This window comes from Pseudomonas sp. NY15372 (assembly GCF_048068215.1).
GTDB lineage: Bacteria > Pseudomonadota > Gammaproteobacteria > Pseudomonadales > Pseudomonadaceae > Aquipseudomonas > Aquipseudomonas guariconensis_A.
The window spans coordinates 354,528-370,413 of record NZ_JBLUPY010000001.1 but is presented as its reverse complement, the minus strand read 5'-3'; the positions used below and the strand labels follow the sequence as shown (position 1 = coordinate 370,413).

Annotated in this window: 15 protein-coding genes and 1 pseudogene; 12 read left to right on the top strand and 4 right to left on the bottom strand. The window is 61.8% G+C overall.

All coding sequences use genetic code 11. From position 1 onward, the window contains the following. From ACNFG0_RS01605 to ACNFG0_RS01585, 5 genes and pseudogenes are all read left to right on the top strand, one after another. Positions 1-1,018: pseudogene (locus ACNFG0_RS01605) on the top strand (hypothetical protein); the annotation flags it as partial. Between the two features lie 287 nt (positions 1,019-1,305). Further along, complete coding sequence (locus ACNFG0_RS01600) at positions 1,306-1,809, top strand: DUF6708 domain-containing protein (RefSeq protein WP_416763863.1); 504 nt, start codon at positions 1,306-1,308, stop codon at positions 1,807-1,809. Positions 1,810-2,026: 217 nt separating this feature from the next. Further along, positions 2,027-3,046, top strand: a complete 1,020-nt coding sequence (locus tag ACNFG0_RS01595; protein WP_416763862.1) for a branched-chain amino acid aminotransferase — start codon at positions 2,027-2,029, stop codon at positions 3,044-3,046. A 335-nt stretch (positions 3,047-3,381) separates the two neighbouring features. Continuing rightward, positions 3,382-4,062, top strand: a complete 681-nt coding sequence (locus ACNFG0_RS01590) for a response regulator transcription factor (RefSeq protein WP_196143022.1) — start codon at positions 3,382-3,384, stop codon at positions 4,060-4,062. Beyond that, a complete protein-coding gene (locus ACNFG0_RS01585) occupies positions 4,040-5,431 on the top strand; it encodes a sensor histidine kinase (protein WP_196154319.1) in 1,392 nt (463 codons plus the stop codon). The genes ACNFG0_RS01590 and ACNFG0_RS01585 overlap by 23 nt, the downstream gene beginning before the upstream one ends. 131 nt (positions 5,432-5,562) lie before the next feature. Here ACNFG0_RS01585 and cysS read toward each other — a convergent pair whose 3' ends face one another. Both cysS and ACNFG0_RS01575 read right to left on the bottom strand, forming a co-directional pair. Beyond that, positions 5,563-6,945 (bottom strand): cysteine--tRNA ligase, encoded by a 1,383-nt coding sequence (gene cysS, locus ACNFG0_RS01580; protein WP_416763861.1) that lies wholly within the window; start codon positions 6,943-6,945, stop codon positions 5,563-5,565. A gap of 9 nt (positions 6,946-6,954) precedes the next feature. Further along, positions 6,955-8,658, bottom strand: a complete 1,704-nt coding sequence (locus ACNFG0_RS01575) for a glutamine--tRNA ligase/YqeY domain fusion protein (protein ID WP_196143025.1) — start codon at positions 8,656-8,658, stop codon at positions 6,955-6,957. 248 nt (positions 8,659-8,906) lie between these two features. Between ACNFG0_RS01575 and ACNFG0_RS01570 the strand changes: the two genes are divergently transcribed. Continuing rightward, on the top strand, positions 8,907-9,407 hold the full coding sequence (locus ACNFG0_RS01570; protein ID WP_196143026.1) for a peptidylprolyl isomerase: 501 nt from the start codon (positions 8,907-8,909) through the stop codon (positions 9,405-9,407). Further along, entirely contained in the window at positions 9,404-10,126 is a 723-nt protein-coding gene (locus ACNFG0_RS01565) for a UDP-2,3-diacylglucosamine diphosphatase (RefSeq protein ID WP_196143027.1), read from the top strand. The genes ACNFG0_RS01570 and ACNFG0_RS01565 overlap by 4 nt, the downstream gene beginning before the upstream one ends. A 59-nt stretch (positions 10,127-10,185) precedes the next feature. On the opposite strand, the gene ACNFG0_RS01560 is transcribed toward ACNFG0_RS01565, so the two are convergent. Next, complete coding sequence (locus tag ACNFG0_RS01560; protein WP_416763875.1) at positions 10,186-12,480, bottom strand: acylase; 2,295 nt, start codon at positions 12,478-12,480, stop codon at positions 10,186-10,188. Positions 12,481-12,698: 218 nt separating this feature from the next. On the opposite strand from ACNFG0_RS01560, the gene ACNFG0_RS01555 reads away from it, so the two are divergent. After that, entirely contained in the window at positions 12,699-13,073 is a 375-nt protein-coding gene (locus tag ACNFG0_RS01555; protein ID WP_196143029.1) for a fe2+ zn2+ uptake regulation protein, read from the top strand. Between the two features lie 36 nt (positions 13,074-13,109). Here ACNFG0_RS01555 and ACNFG0_RS01550 read toward each other — a convergent pair whose 3' ends face one another. After that, positions 13,110-13,304, bottom strand: a complete 195-nt coding sequence (locus ACNFG0_RS01550) for a hypothetical protein (RefSeq protein WP_196143030.1) — start codon at positions 13,302-13,304, stop codon at positions 13,110-13,112. A 147-nt stretch (positions 13,305-13,451) separates the two neighbouring features. On the opposite strand from ACNFG0_RS01550, the gene ACNFG0_RS01545 reads away from it, so the two are divergent. The 4 genes from ACNFG0_RS01545 (at position 13,452) to ACNFG0_RS01530 (ending at position 15,881) form a co-directional block, all read left to right on the top strand. Continuing rightward, on the top strand, positions 13,452-13,913 hold the full coding sequence (locus ACNFG0_RS01545) for a hypothetical protein (protein ID WP_196143031.1): 462 nt from the start codon (positions 13,452-13,454) through the stop codon (positions 13,911-13,913). Positions 13,914-14,195: 282 nt separating this feature from the next. Continuing rightward, complete coding sequence (locus tag ACNFG0_RS01540; protein ID WP_196143032.1) at positions 14,196-14,576, top strand: Mor transcription activator family protein; 381 nt, start codon at positions 14,196-14,198, stop codon at positions 14,574-14,576. Between the two features lie 40 nt (positions 14,577-14,616). Then, positions 14,617-15,237, top strand: coding sequence for a DUF2589 domain-containing protein (locus ACNFG0_RS01535; RefSeq protein WP_196143033.1), 621 nt, complete (start codon positions 14,617-14,619; stop codon positions 15,235-15,237). 104 nt (positions 15,238-15,341) lie between these two features. Next, positions 15,342-15,881: a DUF2589 domain-containing protein gene (locus ACNFG0_RS01530; RefSeq protein ID WP_196143354.1), complete on the top strand. Its 540-nt coding sequence runs from the start codon at positions 15,342-15,344 to the stop codon at positions 15,879-15,881. Positions 15,882-15,886: the final 5 nt, after the last annotated feature.

Below are 15,886 nucleotides of genomic sequence, written 5' to 3'. Positions count from 1 at the left end.
ATCGCTGCTCGACACGCCCGGGAGCGGTGAGCCCGAAGCGTTGGCGGCCGTCTGGTCGTCCTCCATCGGGGTGCTGGGTGTCGGCCTTGAGGCTACAGGACGAGCTCTCGAGACGCTGCGGCCGCAAAAGCTCATGGCTGCGCAAAATCCGACTGTTGGGTTTGGGGGGCAGATCGCCAAATTTGGTGGAGGTATTGCGGCGGCAGCTGGGTTGATGGATGCGGTGCAGTACGTTTTCGCTGGCATTCGGGTCAGCGGTCAAGGAGACAGGATTGCCGCAGTTACTTACCCAGTTGCAGGTTCACTCGCAGCTTCCTCCGCACTCATCGGAATAACTTCGTCAATTAGTGGCAGCAGCGCTCTACTGGGGCCGACTGGCATAGTTATCATTCTTGGCCTTACTGCTTATGCTCTAGCCTCCTGGGCAAAACAGCAAGAATCATCAGCACTTGAAACGTGGGCTCGCCAAAGTTGCTGGGGCACCCCAACAGAACATAGAATCTGGCAAACCGAAAAAGACCAAGATACTGCGACGACCTACCTAAACGCAGCCATGCTAGGTCTGAGTGCAAGTATCGACATCACTGTAAATTTCCAAACAACACCCTCCTCGCACCCAACCAGAATTTGGGACGGATTCTCAATCCCTTCGTCCAGACTCCTTGTTTATCATATGACTCTACCGGCTTTCCGAAGCGAGCACTCAAAGTACGAATGGAGAATAAATGCGTTTCGAGCAAACCATAAACCACCTTGCAATACGTATACTGGTAATAGCAACGAATTAGCTGCTGACTTTACCAAACTCAAGAGCCCCACCGAAACCTCTCCACCGGACATAGCAATTTTTTCTCGTAAAAACTCACCACAAATCATCAAGAACACAATAGTCCTAGATGAATATGATGACATCCATGCCGTTGAGCTGACACTCACCTACTGGCCAGACAAATCAAATGTCTCTGAATTCGCTCAAATCATAGTAAAAAAAGACAAAATTGGACTACTGGACAAATAAACATGCAACAAAAAATACCACTACTTGACCCTCCCTGCCGCGGCTGGGTGATGGATCTAGACGGCCCTAATCACCCTATTAGAGAAACACAGCTTTCTACACCCTCCATTGTGAACCAGATAAACGACACTTATTTAGAACTCCATCGGAAAGATCTACCCCTAAAAAGCTTTATACTTTTACTATTTGTAGCCGCATCAATATTTTCATCCCTAACCCTACCTCCCGCAATCACGACAGCCTGGGAGATACAAAGCCATGGGTTATTTTTTATTGGACTACTAGCTATGACAGTCTGGCTCTGGGCGTTGACCTTAGGCTACAAACTTACAATCTCACCACCACGTGACGAACCCATAAGATTCAATAGAGCACGCCAAAAAATATATGCCTACAACTATAAATACTGCTGGTGGAATCCTTTCAAGCTCTTTCCCATCGAAGTGGTTACCTATGACTGGTCAGATGTTCGCGCCGAAAGCTGGAAGGTACGAGGCAGCATCCAAGGTGTATCCATTTTAAAATGGGGCGTCATGCTTTCCATTGTCGAGCCGGGCACCAACAAAGTAATTGATCGCTTTCCGTTGAGCAGCATGGGGCTGGATGAATCCGTCTGGGCTTATGTTTGTACTTACATGCAAGAAGGTCCGACCAGCTTGCCATTGCCGAACCCGCCACTGGACCATAACGATGTACTTTGGTGCGATATCGCAAAACGCCTGGCGCCTAGGGTTCGATGGCCAGCAGAAATGGATCTCGAGTCACGAACAGCACCTGAACGGCTGTCCTGACGGGTGGTGTCAGAGGCTACGAGGCGGCCCCTCCAGATGAGCACATAGACCTCCTGGCTTATGCCTCGCCGCGAGTGACGAAGGGGTGTCCTGCGCCCAAGCGTTCAGCCAATTCGCGACTGGCCGTTCCCGATCCGCGGCGGATGTATTATCGTGGCGAGGTGCGCATATAAAAGCAGCCTGAGCGATCAGGCCCTAGGCAATACATGAGGGTGTCATGAGTAACGAGAGCATTAACTGGGACAAGCTGGGCTTCGACTATATCAAGACCGACAAGCGCTACCTGTCCGTATGGCGCAACGGCGAGTGGGACAAAGGCACCCTGACCGAAGACAATGTGCTGCACATCAGTGAAGGCTCCACCGCCCTGCACTATGGCCAGCAATGCTTCGAAGGCCTGAAGGCCTACCGCTGCAAGGATGGTTCGATCAACCTGTTCCGCCCCGACCAGAACGCCGCCCGCATGCAACGCAGCTGCGCGCGCCTGCTGATGCCGCAGGTGCCGACCGACGTATTCGTCGAGGCCTGCAAGCAAGTGGTCAAGGCCAACGAGCGCTTCGTCCCGCCCCATGGCAAGGGTGCCTTGTATCTGCGCCCGTTCGTGATTGGCACCGGTGACAACATCGGCGTGCGCACCGCCCCGGAGTTCATCTTCTCGATCTTCGCCATCCCGGTCGGCTCGTACTTCAAGGGCGGCATGAAGCCGCACAACTTCCAGATCTCCAGCTTCGACCGCGCCGCCCCGCAAGGCACTGGCGCGGCCAAGGTCGGTGGCAACTATGCCGCGAGCCTGCAGCCAGGCGCCGAGGCGAAGAAAGCCAACTTCGCCGACGCCATCTACCTGGACCCGCTGACCCACACCAAGATCGAGGAAGTCGGTTCGGCCAACTTCTTCGGCATCACCGCCAACAATGAGTTCGTCACGCCAAAGTCCGCGTCCGTGCTGCCTGGTATCACCCGCCTGTCGTTGATGGAACTGGCGCAATCGCGCCTGGGCCTGACCGTGATCGAGGGCGATGTCGAGATCAACAAGCTCGACCGCTTCGTCGAAGCCGGCGCCTGCGGCACCGCCGCGGTGATCACCCCGATCGGCGGCATCGAGTACAACGGCAAGCTGCACGTGTTCCACGACCTGGAAAAAGTCGGCCCGGTTACCCAGAAGCTCTACAACGAGCTGACCGGCATCCAGAGCGGTGACGTCGAAGCGCCAGCAGGCTGGATCGTCAAGGTCGCCTGAGGTTTCGCCCTCCCCTGAAACGGGGCATGCCAGCAATGGCATGCCCCGTTTTCGTTTAGGCCTGTTCCCTCCCTGTAGGAGCGGCCTTGTGCCGCGATCGGGCGCGAAGCGGCCGCAATCCAAGCAACTCAAGTATTCCAGGTATACCGTGCAAGTCTGCTTTACGGCCGCTTCGCGCCCGATCGCGGCACAAGGCCGCTCCTACAAGGGGGGGCGTAATAACAAAGGGGATGGGTGGCAATCGAGCATTGGGGCCGCCAGATGAATTTTTCTTAAATCCCCCGTTGTCTATTCTTTGGCACAATCGAGTCTCCAATCGCTGCCCAGGTACTAGCATGCCCCGCGTACTGACCATCGAAGACGACGCCGTCACCGCCCAGGAAATTGTCGCCGAACTGTCCAGCCATGGCCTGGAAGTGGACTGGGCCGATAATGGCCGTGAAGGCCTGTCCAAGGCCATCGGTGGTGGCTATGACCTGATCACCCTGGATCGCATGCTGCCCGAGGTCGATGGCCTGACCATCGTCACCACCCTGCGTAACCTGAAGATCGCCACACCCATCCTGATGATCAGTGCATTGTCCGATGTCGACGAGCGGGTACGGGGCCTGCGTGCAGGGGGCGACGACTACCTGACCAAACCCTTCGCCTCCGACGAGATGGCTGCCCGCGTCGAGGTGCTGCTGCGCCGCAACAGCGTGCCCGTGACCCAAACCCGCCTTCAGGTGGCGGACCTGGAGCTGGACCTGATCAGCCATGAGGCCCGCCGCGGCGAGCAGACCCTCAACCTGCTGCCTACCGAGTACAAGCTGCTGGAGTACCTGATGCGCCATGCTGGCCAGGTGATCACCCGGATGATGATCTTCGAGGAGGTCTGGGGCTATCACTTCGACCCAGGCACCAACCTGATCGATGTGCACATCGGCCGCCTGCGCAAGAAGATCGACCCGCCCGGCCAGAGCCCGCTCATCCGTACCGTGCGGGGTTCCGGCTATGCCATTGCCGAACCCGTCTAAGGGCTGGAGCTCCTCGACCAGCCGCCTTTTGGCGCTGTATAGCTTCCTGTTCGTGGCCTGGAGCAGCATCCTCATGGGCGTGCTGTACTTCGAGGTATCCAGCTACCTGAACAAGCTCACTCGCCATTCCATGCTGCAGCGCCAGCACCTGTTCGCCCACATGACCGGCAAGCAGCTGGACGACGCCCTGATCGCAAGCCAGGCCTTCGAAGAACGCAGCTTCGATGCCTACGGCCTGTTCGACGCCCAGCTCAACCCGATCAGCGGCCGGATCCGCGCCATTCCGCCAGAACTCGGCCTGGACGGCCAGGTCCACGAACTCAAGCGCTGCCTGGACGCCGACGACCCACACGTACCACGCGACAGCTGCGACGCGGTCGCGATCCGGGTCAAGGACGGCCGCTGGCTGGTGCTGGTACGTGACAACGGCTCCTTGTTCGTGGTCACGCGGATCATTCTCCACGCCTTGCTCTGGGGCATTTCCCTGACCCTGATCCCTGGCTTCGCCGGCTGGTACCTGCTGCGCCGCAGGCCACTCAAGCGCATCCGTGCGATCCAGGCGCAGGCCGAGCTGATCGTCGCCGGCGACCTCACCCACCGCCTGCCCCTGTCGGCCCGGCGCGACGAGCTGGACATGCTGGCGGCCATCGTCAATGCCATGCTCGATCGCATCGAGCGGCTGATGCACGAGGTCAAGGGCGTCTGCGACAACATCGCCCACGACCTGCGCACGCCACTGACACGCCTGCGCGCCCAGTTGTACCGGATCCGCCAGCAAAGTGGCGAGCGCGCCCCCGAGGCGCAGGCCCTGGACCAGGCCATCGGCGAGACCGACACGCTGATGGCACGCTTCCGTGGCCTGCTGCGCATCAGCGAGCTGGAGGACCGGCAGCGACGCGCGGGCTTCGTCGAACTAGGCCCGCACGCCTTGCTGGTGGAACTGCACGATTTCTACCTGCCCTTGGCCGAGGACGGCGGCATTCGCCTGGCGCTCGTACAACCGGAACAGCTGCCGCTCCTGCATGGCGACCGGGAGTTGTTGTTCGAGGCGCTGGCCAACCTGGTAGGCAATGCGATCAAGTTCACGCCCGAGGGTGGGCAGGTGCGCATCCAGGCCAGCCATGATGCCAGTAGCGTGCATATCGCCATCGAAGACAGCGGGCCGGGCATTCCCGAGGAGGAGCGTGCAGCGGTCTTGAAACGCTTCTATCGCAGCGAGGAAGGTCATCGACACCCGGGGTTCGGGCTGGGGTTGTCGATCGTCGCGGCGATCGTCGACCTGCATGGGTTCCGGTTGGAGGTGGGGAGCAGCGAACTGGGTGGGGCGAAGCTGGTGCTGCATTGCCCTACAGGTGGTCTACCCAAATAACGAATGGGGCCGTATTGCGGCCCAATCGCGGGACAAGCCCCACAGGCCTACCGCTGCCCGTAGGCCCGCGAAGTCCCTGTAGGAGCGGCTTTGCCCCGCGATTGGGCTGCAAAGCAGCCCCACTCGATGGATCAGTCAGCCAGGCGCCAAGTGGTCCCGCCCTTGCTGTCCTCCAGCACCACGCCCATGGCGGTCAGCTGGTCGCGGATACGGTCGGACTCGGCCCAGTTCTTGTCCGCACGCGCCTGCAGACGCGCCTGGATCAGCGCTTCTACTTCGGCGGCATCGACCTTGCCTTCGGCACCGGCACGCAGGAAGTCGTCGGCATCGAGCTGCAGCACACCCAGCACATCGCCCAGCTCACGCAGGCGGCCCGCCAGGCCGGCGGCGGCCTCGGGGTCGCTTTCACGCAAGCGGTTGATCTCGCGCACCAGGTCGAACAACACCGCGCAGGCCTCCGGCGTACCGAAGTCGTCATTCATCGCCACGCTGAAGCGCTCGACGAATTCCTCGCCGCCCTTGGCGGCAACCCGCGGCAGCCCACGCAACGCATGGTAGAAGCGCTCCAAGGCCCCCTTGGACTCGCGCAGGCTGTCTTCGGAGTAGTTGATGGCGCTGCGGTAGTGGCTGGCCACCAGCAGGTAGCGCACCACCTCCGGGTGGTATTTATCGAGTACGTCGCGGATGGTGAAGAAGTTGTTCAACGACTTGGACATCTTCTCGCCATTGATGCGGATCATGCCGCAGTGCATCCAGGCATTGGCGTACTGTTTGCCGGTGGCCGCCTCGCTCTGGGCGATCTCGTTCTCGTGGTGCGGGAATTCGAGGTCGCTGCCACCGCCATGGATGTCGAAGCTCTCACCCAGGCAGCAGGTGGACATCACCGAGCACTCGATGTGCCAGCCCGGACGCCCCGGGCCCCACGGCGACTCCCAGCTCGGCTCACCCGGTTTAGCGGCCTTCCACAGGACGAAGTCCAATGGGTCCTGCTTGGCCTCGCCGACTTCGATCCGCGCACCGATGCGCAGGTCTTCGATCTTGCGTCGCGACAGCTTGCCGTAACCGACAAACTTGCCGACCCGGTAGTACACGTCACCGTTGCCCGGCGCGTAGGCATAGCCCTTGTCGATCAAGGTCTGGATCATCGCATGCATGCCGGGGATGTGGTCGGTCGCACGCGGCTCCTGGTCCGGCGGCAGGATGTTCAGGCGCCGTTCGTCCTCGTGCATGGCATCGATCATGCGCGCGGTCAGCTCATCGAAACGCTCGCCGTTTTCGTTGGCGCGGTTGATGATCTTGTCGTCGATGTCGGTGATATTGCGCACATAGGTCAGCTCGTAGCCGCTCTTGCGCAGCCAACGAGTGATCAGGTCGAAGGCCACCATGCTGCGGCCATGGCCCAGGTGGCAGTAGTCGTACACGGTCATGCCGCACACGTACATGCGCACCTTGTTGCCGTCCAGGGGCTTGAAGGCTTCCTTGGTCTTGCTCAGGGTGTTGTAGATGGTAAGCACGGCGATTCCTTAGCTGCCCCAGGAGTCACGCAGGGTGACGGTGCGGTTGAACACCGGACGGCCCGGCTGGCTGTCCTTGAGGTCGGCGCAGAAGTAGCCTTCGCGCTCGAACTGGAAGCGGTCCTCGGGCTGGGCCTGGGCCAGGGAAGGCTCGGCGCGGCAACCGGTGAGCACCTGCAGCGAGTCGGGGTTGATGTTGTCCAGGAAGCTGCCGCCCTCCTCGGTCTTCTCCGGGTTGGCGGAGCGGAACAGGCGGTCGTACAGGCGCACTTCGCACTCGACGCTGCCTTCGGCCGGCACCCAGTGGATCACGCCCTTGACCTTGCGGCCCTCGGGGTTCTTGCCCAGGGTGTCCGGGTCGTACGAGCAGCGCAGCTCGACGATGTTGCCGTCGGCATCCTTGATGGCTTCGTCGGCGCGGATCACGTAGCTACCGCGCAGGCGCACTTCACCGGCCGGCTCCAGGCGCTTGTAGCCTTTTGGCGGCTCTTCCATGAAGTCGTCGCGGTCGATGTACAGCTCGCGGGAGAACGGCAGCACGCGCACGCCCATGTCTTCCTTGGGGTGGCGCGGCAGCTCGAGTTGCTCGACCTGACCCTCGGGGTAGTTGGTGATGACCACTTTCAGCGGGCGCAGCACGCACATGGCACGCGGCGCGGTGCGGTCGAGGTCGTCACGGATGCTGAACTCGAGCATCGACATGTCGACCACGCCGTCGGAACGGTTGGTGCCGATCATCTCGCAGAAGTTGCGGATCGAGGCCGGGGTATAGCCGCGACGGCGGAAGCCCGACAGGGTCGACATGCGCGGGTCGTCCCAGGCATCGACGTGCTTCTCGTCCACCAACTGCTTGAGCTTACGCTTGGAGGTGATGGTGTAGTTCAGGTTCAGGCGGCTGAACTCGTACTGGCGCGGGTGCGCCGGCACCGGCAGCTTGTCGAGGAACCAGTCGTACAACGGACGGTGGCTTTCGAACTCCAGGGTGCAGATCGAATGGGTGATGCCTTCGATGGCGTCCGACTGGCCGTGGGTGAAGTCGTAGTTCGGATAGATGCACCACTTGTCACCGGTCTGGTGGTGATGGGCATGACGGATGCGGTACAGGATCGGGTCGCGCAGGTTCATGTTCGGCGAGGCCATGTCGATCTTGGCGCGCAGCACGCGCTCGCCGTCCTTGAATTCGCCGGCCTTCATGCGTGCGAACAGGTCCAGGTTCTCCTCGACGCTGCGCTCGCGGAACGGGCTGTTCTTGCCTGGCTCGGTCAGGCTGCCACGGTATTCCTTGGCCTGTTCGGGGGTCAGGTCGCAGACATAGGCATTGCCCGACTTGATCAGCTCGACGGCCCAGTCGTGCAGCTGGTCGAAGTAGTCCGAAGCGAAGCGCACCGGGCCGGCCCACTCGAAGCCCAGCCACTTGACGTCGCGCTGGATGGCATCGATGTACTCCTGGTCTTCCTTGGCCGGGTTGGTGTCATCGAAACGCAGGTGGCAGACACCGCCGAACTCCTTAGCCAGGCCGAAGTTGACGCAGATCGACTTGGCATGGCCGATGTGCAGGTAGCCGTTGGGCTCCGGCGGGAAGCGGGTGACGATGCTGCTGTGCTTGCCCGAGTCCAGGTCGGCCTGGACGATCGGCCGCAGGAAGTTCGCAGGGACGGCGGGAGCGCCTTTGGCAGCGGCGTTGGGCGCGTTGTCGGCAGTGGGCTTGCTCATAGGATCCTTGAATGCTGGTATTCGGCCTGGGTAGGCCGATTGAATCAAAGGGCCTATCATAGCCGAAGCAGTCAAGCTGCTGACAGCCGGGCTCGGACAAACAGGCGCGATTTATCGCAGCTATTTGTCGCAAGCTGGCAAAATGGCCGCCGCGCGCCTTGTGTCGTGGTCGCCCGATCCTGCGTCAGGTGACAAGTACGCGCCCTGCGCACCCTATTTCCGAATGCCTTGAAAGAGCGAATTCCAGCATGTCCAAAGTCAAACTGAGCACCAACCACGGCGACATCGTCCTGCAACTGGACGCCGAAAAGGCACCGAAAACCACCGAAAACTTCGTTCAGTACGTCAAGGACGGTCACTACAACGGCACCGTCTTCCATCGCGTGATCAACAACTTCATGATCCAGGGCGGCGGTTTCGAGGCCGGCATGAAGCAGAAGCCTACCCGCGCGCCGATCCAGAACGAAGCCGACAACGGCCTGAAGAACGCCAAGTACAGCATCGCCATGGCCCGTACCATGGAGCCGCACTCCGCTTCCGCGCAGTTCTTCATCAACGTTGCCGACAACGACTTCCTCAACCACAGCGGCAAGAACGTCCAGGGCTGGGGCTACGCGGTATTCGGCGAAGTGATCGAAGGTCGTGACGTGGTCGACGCGATTAAGGGCGTTTCCACCGGTTCCAAGGCTGGCCACCAGGACGTGCCGAAGGACGACGTGATCATCGAGAAAGCCGAGATCATTGAGTGATCCTGCTGATCTCCGATCTGCACCTGCAAGAAGAACGCCCGGACATCACCCGGGCGTTTCTTGATCTGCTCGATGGCCGCGCACGCCACGCCGAGGCCCTGTACATCCTCGGCGACTTCTTCGAGGCCTGGATCGGCGACGATGCCATGACGCCCTTCCAGCAGTCGATCTGCCAGGCCCTGCGCCGGCTGAGCGACAGCGGCACGGCGGTGTTCCTCATGCATGGCAACCGTGACTTCCTGATCGGCCAGGCGTTCTGTGAAGCCGCAGGCTGCACCTTGCTGGACGACCCCTGCGTGGTACAACTCGGTGGCGAGGCCGTGTTGCTGATGCATGGCGATACCCTGTGCACCCGCGACCTGTCCTACATGAAACTGCGTCGCTACCTGCGCAACCCGCTGAGCTTGTGGGTCCTGCGGCACCTACCGCTGGCTACCCGGCAGAAGCTGGCGCGCAAGTTGCGTAGCGAAAGCCGTTCGCAAACCCGCATGAAGTCGACCGAGATCGTCGATGTCACGCCCGAAGAGGTGCCCAAGGTGATGGCGGCCCATGGTGTTCGCACCCTGGTCCATGGCCATACACACCGGCCAGCGATCCACAAGCTCGTGGTCGATGGCCAGCCCGCCCGGCGCATCGTGCTGGGCGACTGGGACCGCCGCGGCTGGGCCTTGCAGGTGGATGAACAGGGTTTCCAGCTGGCGCCGTTCGACTTTTCCTGAGCGAGCGAGTGTTGGCGCGGCCTTGCACTGTGTAAAGGGGCGCACAGCGCCCCGCTCTGTCAATGGCCTGCGCCAGCCACTACCGCCTCGTCACCCTCGCGGATCACATACCGACGGTAGTGCGGATCGGCCTTGATCTGCGCCTCGGTGAACGGGATCGGCGCCAACTGCTTGGCCGCGAACACCCGGGTCTGATCGCCCGCATGGGGCGATGCCGATTCGCTGGACTGGGAGAACGCCAGCAACCCCAGCGCCTGCGGCCCCTGCCGGGTAAAGCTGACCACCTGCAAATAGCTGGTACCGCTGACCACCAGGCGTTTGCCGGGACCATGCGGCACGCTGTACATGGCGTTGTACACACCCAGTTCCTGGGGCCCGCCCGGCACCGGCGTGCCGTCGGCAGACTGCTGCACCTGCCCCCAGCGGCTATCGCCTGCAATCCCCGCCTTGCTCACTCGCTCAAGGGAAGCCAAGGCCGCCTCGTGCACGCGTTGGCGCACCGCCGCCTGCTCCACCGCAAGCCCTCGTGGGGTGTGCTGAGGGTCGGCCGGGTCGAAGGCTACCCGCCAGTTTTGCTGTTGGGCGGCCAACGCCTCGAAGAGCGCGGTGAAATGCAGCAGGCCGATGCCGCTGTCCAGGTCGGCCTTGCCATTCCAGGCGGCCAGGCTTGCACACAGCGCCTGGACATCGGCTGAGGCAGTCTTGCACCAGGCCAACAGGTCGGGCAGCACCAGGCTGGCTGCGTATACCTCATCGTCCAGCACCATGCGCTGCAGGTCTTCCACGGTCAGCTTGGCGTTGCCCTGCAGGCGCTGCAGCGCGAAGCGGCTGCGCAGGCCCAGAGGTTGGTTCTCCCGACTGACCAACGGGGAAAACCCGGTCAGCGGTTGGGCAGGGTTGGCCATCCAGGCCGGGTCGTTGGAATTCTGCACGAAGTCCTGGCGCACAAGGCTCGGCAATAACCGCGCCGGGAAAATGCCCGGCTGGGCGGCCTGGGCGTCGGTCTTCCATTGGCAGGCACTGCGCGAACCATCGAGCACCACCAGCGGCCCGGCGGCCGAGGGGTCGCTGCAGTGAGCGAGCAATTGCTGGTCCACATAAGGCACTACGGACTGGTTGAGGTAGGTCGCCTGGCCTTCGGCATCCACCGCCAGGGTGTTGACCCAAGGGATGCCCTGCAATTGCCCCACGGTGCGTTTCAGGCCGTCGAGGCTGTCGGCGTGGTTGATGGCGTACCACTGCTGCAGCACCCGGGTGTTGTCCAGGTTGGCATCGCGCAGGCTGTAGGCGAACTGGTTGTCCCAGTCCAGCCGGCCTGGCCAGCGCACCACCGGGCCGAACGCCGAAGCGTAGACCTGCCGCTCGACCTGCTGCACCCGGCCGTCTTCGCCCTTGACCGCGACACTCAAGCTCTGACGGGCCAACGGCAGGGATTTCCCATCGAGCAGATAGCGTGTCGGGTCCTTCGGGTCGAGCTGCAACCTGTACAGCGTGAAATGCTTCGAGGTATCGACCGTATGGGTCCAGGCCAGGTGCCGGTTGAACCCGATATTGACCACCGGCAAGCCTGGCAATGCGGCGCCCATGACGTCCAGCTGGCCTGGGATGGTCAGTTGCATCTGATAGAAGCGCAGGCCGCCCACCCAGGGGAAGTGTGGATTGGCCAGCAACAGGCCACCGCCGTTGGCCGATCGCTGCGCCCCTACCGCCAATGCATTGCTGCCACGGGCCATGGCGAATTGCGCCTGGCGGACCAGGGCCAGGTTGAAGTCCTCCTCGGCCCGGCGCGCGGCCAGCTCCGGCGGAGCCGCCGCCACCAGCGCCTCGGCGAACTGGCCAACGCCACCTTCAACCAGAAGTCGACGGGTCAGCTTGACCAGGTCGAGGCTGCTGATCGGCCGCAGCCAGTCTCCCTGGCCGCATTCAGCAGGCAAGCCCTGCGCCCGACGCTCGACCAGCGCGCGGTTGTAGCCAAGGGCGTAGCCCTCCAGCAAGTCGCGCACGGGCGCTGGCTGTGCTTCGAGGAAAGCCGTGACGGCAGAGTCGCCGTTGAGCCAGGCGAAGAAGAAGTCACTGTCGAGGTTCTTGCGCTGCTCGATGGTCCTGCCCTGGGCGCCGAAGTAACGGGACCGCTCGCCATTGACGGTCACCACCTCGTTGGCCAGCAGGCACAGGTTGTCCTGGGCATAGGCATAGCCGATGCCATAGCCCAGGCCGCGTTCGTCCTCGGCCAGGATGTGCGGAACACCGAAGCTGGTACGCCGGATCTGCGCCGAGACCTCGCCAGCAGCTTCCCGGGCCTGGGCAACCAGACCGGATGCAATCAATACGGCGGCCAGGCCAAGACGGGTCATGGGACGCGAAAATGTACGCACGGGTACTCCTGGGATTGGGGGTATCCCGTACAAACGAACGGCTCGCTGGAAATTTTACGCAAACCAGGGCCTTGCCTCGTCTTGAACAGGGCGTGCGCATTATTTTTTCGTCAAGGGTTGCAGTTTTGCCCGTCTCGTTCGTCATACCCAATGAAGCACCCTTGTTTTCGGGACAGTCCACGAAAAGGAGCATTCACATGTACAACCCACAACCTGCGTTGCAGAGTGTTCGCAGCGTGGCCGCCCACGATGCAGGGCAAATCGCCGACGCACCGGCGCGTGCCGGCAACGAACAGATTCGCGAGTTGCTGCGTGCCTTTGGGCTGCGCACCAGCCTGATCCGCCTGAAAGTCATCGATGCCTTGCATGCGGCCGACCGGGACGGTCGCAGCATTGGCGTGAGAGGCGTTCATGCGCAACTCGAGCAACTGGACATCCCGTTGTCGTTCCTCAGCGTGCGCGAGGTGCTCAAGCGCTTGTGCGCCGAGGGCGTGATCAGCCTGGGCAGCGATAAATGCTACAGCCTCAACCCCGAAGCCCGGGCCGTACTGGAACTGCCCGTTTCACGCTGAAACCAGGGCCGGCCGGAGCTGGCCGGCCGGTCGGGGTCAGGGCTTCGGCCCGACCTTGCGGCGCAGGATGCCGTTGATCACCACCACGACCACCGCGATGGCGATGGCGATGTACTGGAAGGTCTGCTCACTGATGGTCCCCTGTTTTTGCAGGTAGGACAGGCCCAGCATGATACCCAGCACCACCAGGATGATCAGGATGGAGTATTTCAGGCGTTGCACATGTGTCATCGAAGGTTCCTTGCGACATCAGGGACAGAGGGCTCGCATCGAGCCGGGGCCATGATACAACGTCATCGGTCGCATTTCCTGCTGCCTGCGCCTTTCCCCTGCTGAAAGCATCCGGTCTCCCTTACAGCCCCGATTGGAGGCCGCCCGATGCGTACCGCCCACTTGATCTACTGCCTGCTGCTGTTGGCGTCCCCTGCTGCGATGGCAGTGGACACCGCGACGCTTTCCAATGACCAATTGCACCAGCTTGCCCGAGAGCTGGAGCCCCACGCCGGCTCCAGCCAGTGGCAGCAGCTTTGGCAACGCATGCGCCGGGCCGGCTATTTCAATGCCCGCCCCGGTCAACTGCACCTGACCATACCGCAAGCTCAGCTGCCCGCCCTGGCGCGCCAGACCCTGGCCGAGGCCGACCAGGCCGAAGCCCTGGACTCGGCACGGGTTCGTTATCGCAAGGACTTCAGTCCGCGGCTCATCGGACGACGCGATACCGAGCGTTTCAATGCGCTTTGCCTGGAAGTCGACTGGCGTGCCGTTCCGCAATCCCAGGCCCACGCCCCGAAGGCCTACCTGGGCATGGTCGGCTTGCTACAGGGGTACCCCTGCCTATAAGGGTATGACCACCCTCTGAAGGTCTCGACTCGACAGAAAACGGTAGATCAGGGCTTGCAGGCTGTAACTGAAGGCATCTCCTACATACGCAACCCACGCTGCCTGCAAACCCTGAGGTCCGGAGGCTACATCCTGCGATCCGCTTGGCGCCTAGCGGCCCACCGGGTACTGCCTGAGAATCGAGCCAGGTGAACGGACGAATCGCCCTAGCGGCAACCGCCGACAGCCTGCGCCACCAGGAACCTCACACCTGGCGCCAGCTCATTCTCGAGGGAACCCCATATGGAATTGCCAGACCTCAATCGCATCGACATCTCCCAGTTGCCCCATTCCTTGCAATCGCTGATCGACTGCATAGGCATCGAAAACGCCTACCGACTGACCTGCGCCTACGGCGGTCGGCCTAAATACATTCCCAAGCATCTCGAGCGCACCAAACTCGCCGACGTGCTCCCCGCCGACGCCCTGCAAGCGTTGATCAAGCGCTTTGCCGGGGTAGCGCTGGAAATTCCCAAGCCGGACCACTTCCTGCGCCAGTTGCGCAACCTGCAGATTCAGCAGGAAAGCGCCGACGGCCTGTCTCGTAGCCTGCTGGCGGACAAATACGGCTTGAGCCTGCGCCAGATAGGCAACATCCGCCGCCAGGACAACCACGTTCGTTGATCCCCCACGCGCCCAGCACCACTAAAAAGGAACAAGCACAATGTCCATCGATAACAACCTGATCGGCTCGGTCATCAATGCACTGCCCATGGACCGCATGATCGCAGCGCCCTTGCAGGCGATGATCGACGCCCAGGTCACTGCCAGCCAATCCTATGCCGACTTCCTCATGCAGGTCTGCATCAAGGATGGCAAGGCGGTCGCCATCGAATTCAACTACGACGAAACCCTCGTAGACGAGCAAGGCCTGCATCAAGGGACCGTCAGCCGAGTCATGCAGATTCCGTTGATGGCGGCGATCACCCATCCCAATATCTGTATCGAAGAGGGCCGGGTCGAGTTCGAGTTGACCATCAACCAAATGGCCGAAACCCGCTCGAACTCCGAGTTCAGCGGCGACGGGGAAGCCTCGTTGGGTTGGGGGCCGTTCAAGCTGAACGTCAAGGCCAGTGCCAGCCATAAATCGGAACAGACCCGCAAAAGCGACACACGGGCGCGCTATGCCTTCAATACCACGGTACGCCGACAAGACCCACCCGAGGCGCTGCAACGGGTCATGGACTACCTGACCGACGCCGCCACCAAGCCGACCGTGATCAAGGACACCCCACCCAACCTGCCACAGGAAACCACCCCGGAACTGCCCAACTCGGGTAACTGACTCCGCCGCCTTGGCCGCCCACCCTGCCCCCGCCGCCGAGCGGGGGTCCGTGCACCTATCGAGGAATTCTTTGCGTGGATACCCGCCCCACCAGCCAAGCCCCCATGACATCGAGCGACCTGTCGGACATCACCCGCGGCCTACAGGAAGCAGCCGCCGCCACCAATACGTTGATCGCCCAGCAGTACATCAAGCTGTTCGATCAGTTCTTCGACTACGACCCCGAGAAACTGGGTAGCCCGATGAAAGCCAAGATGGTGGAGATCGCCATGGATGGCCAACACACCTTGCAGATTCCATTGATTGCCTTGGTGTCTCCACGAGGCCTGGCCCTGGAGCGCATGCAGGTCGACCTTTCGGTCAGGGTCAACGGGATAGAGGCATCTGGCGAGCCGCACAAGGACGCCCATTGCAATGGCACGGCCCGCTTCCAGGTTACCGTCGGGGCCAATGGCCGTCGCGGGGACCAGCGTGACCCGGACGAAGTGCAGATCCGCATGCAGTTCCAGGCGTGCGAACCGCCGGAGGCGATCAACCGCCTGATCGAGGAATACACCAACCTCATCGTGCCCCAGCGCCAGAACGCCCCACCTGCTGGGGATGAGGCGTCCAACGAGTTCATTGAGGCAGCGACCGTTCGCTGAGCGGG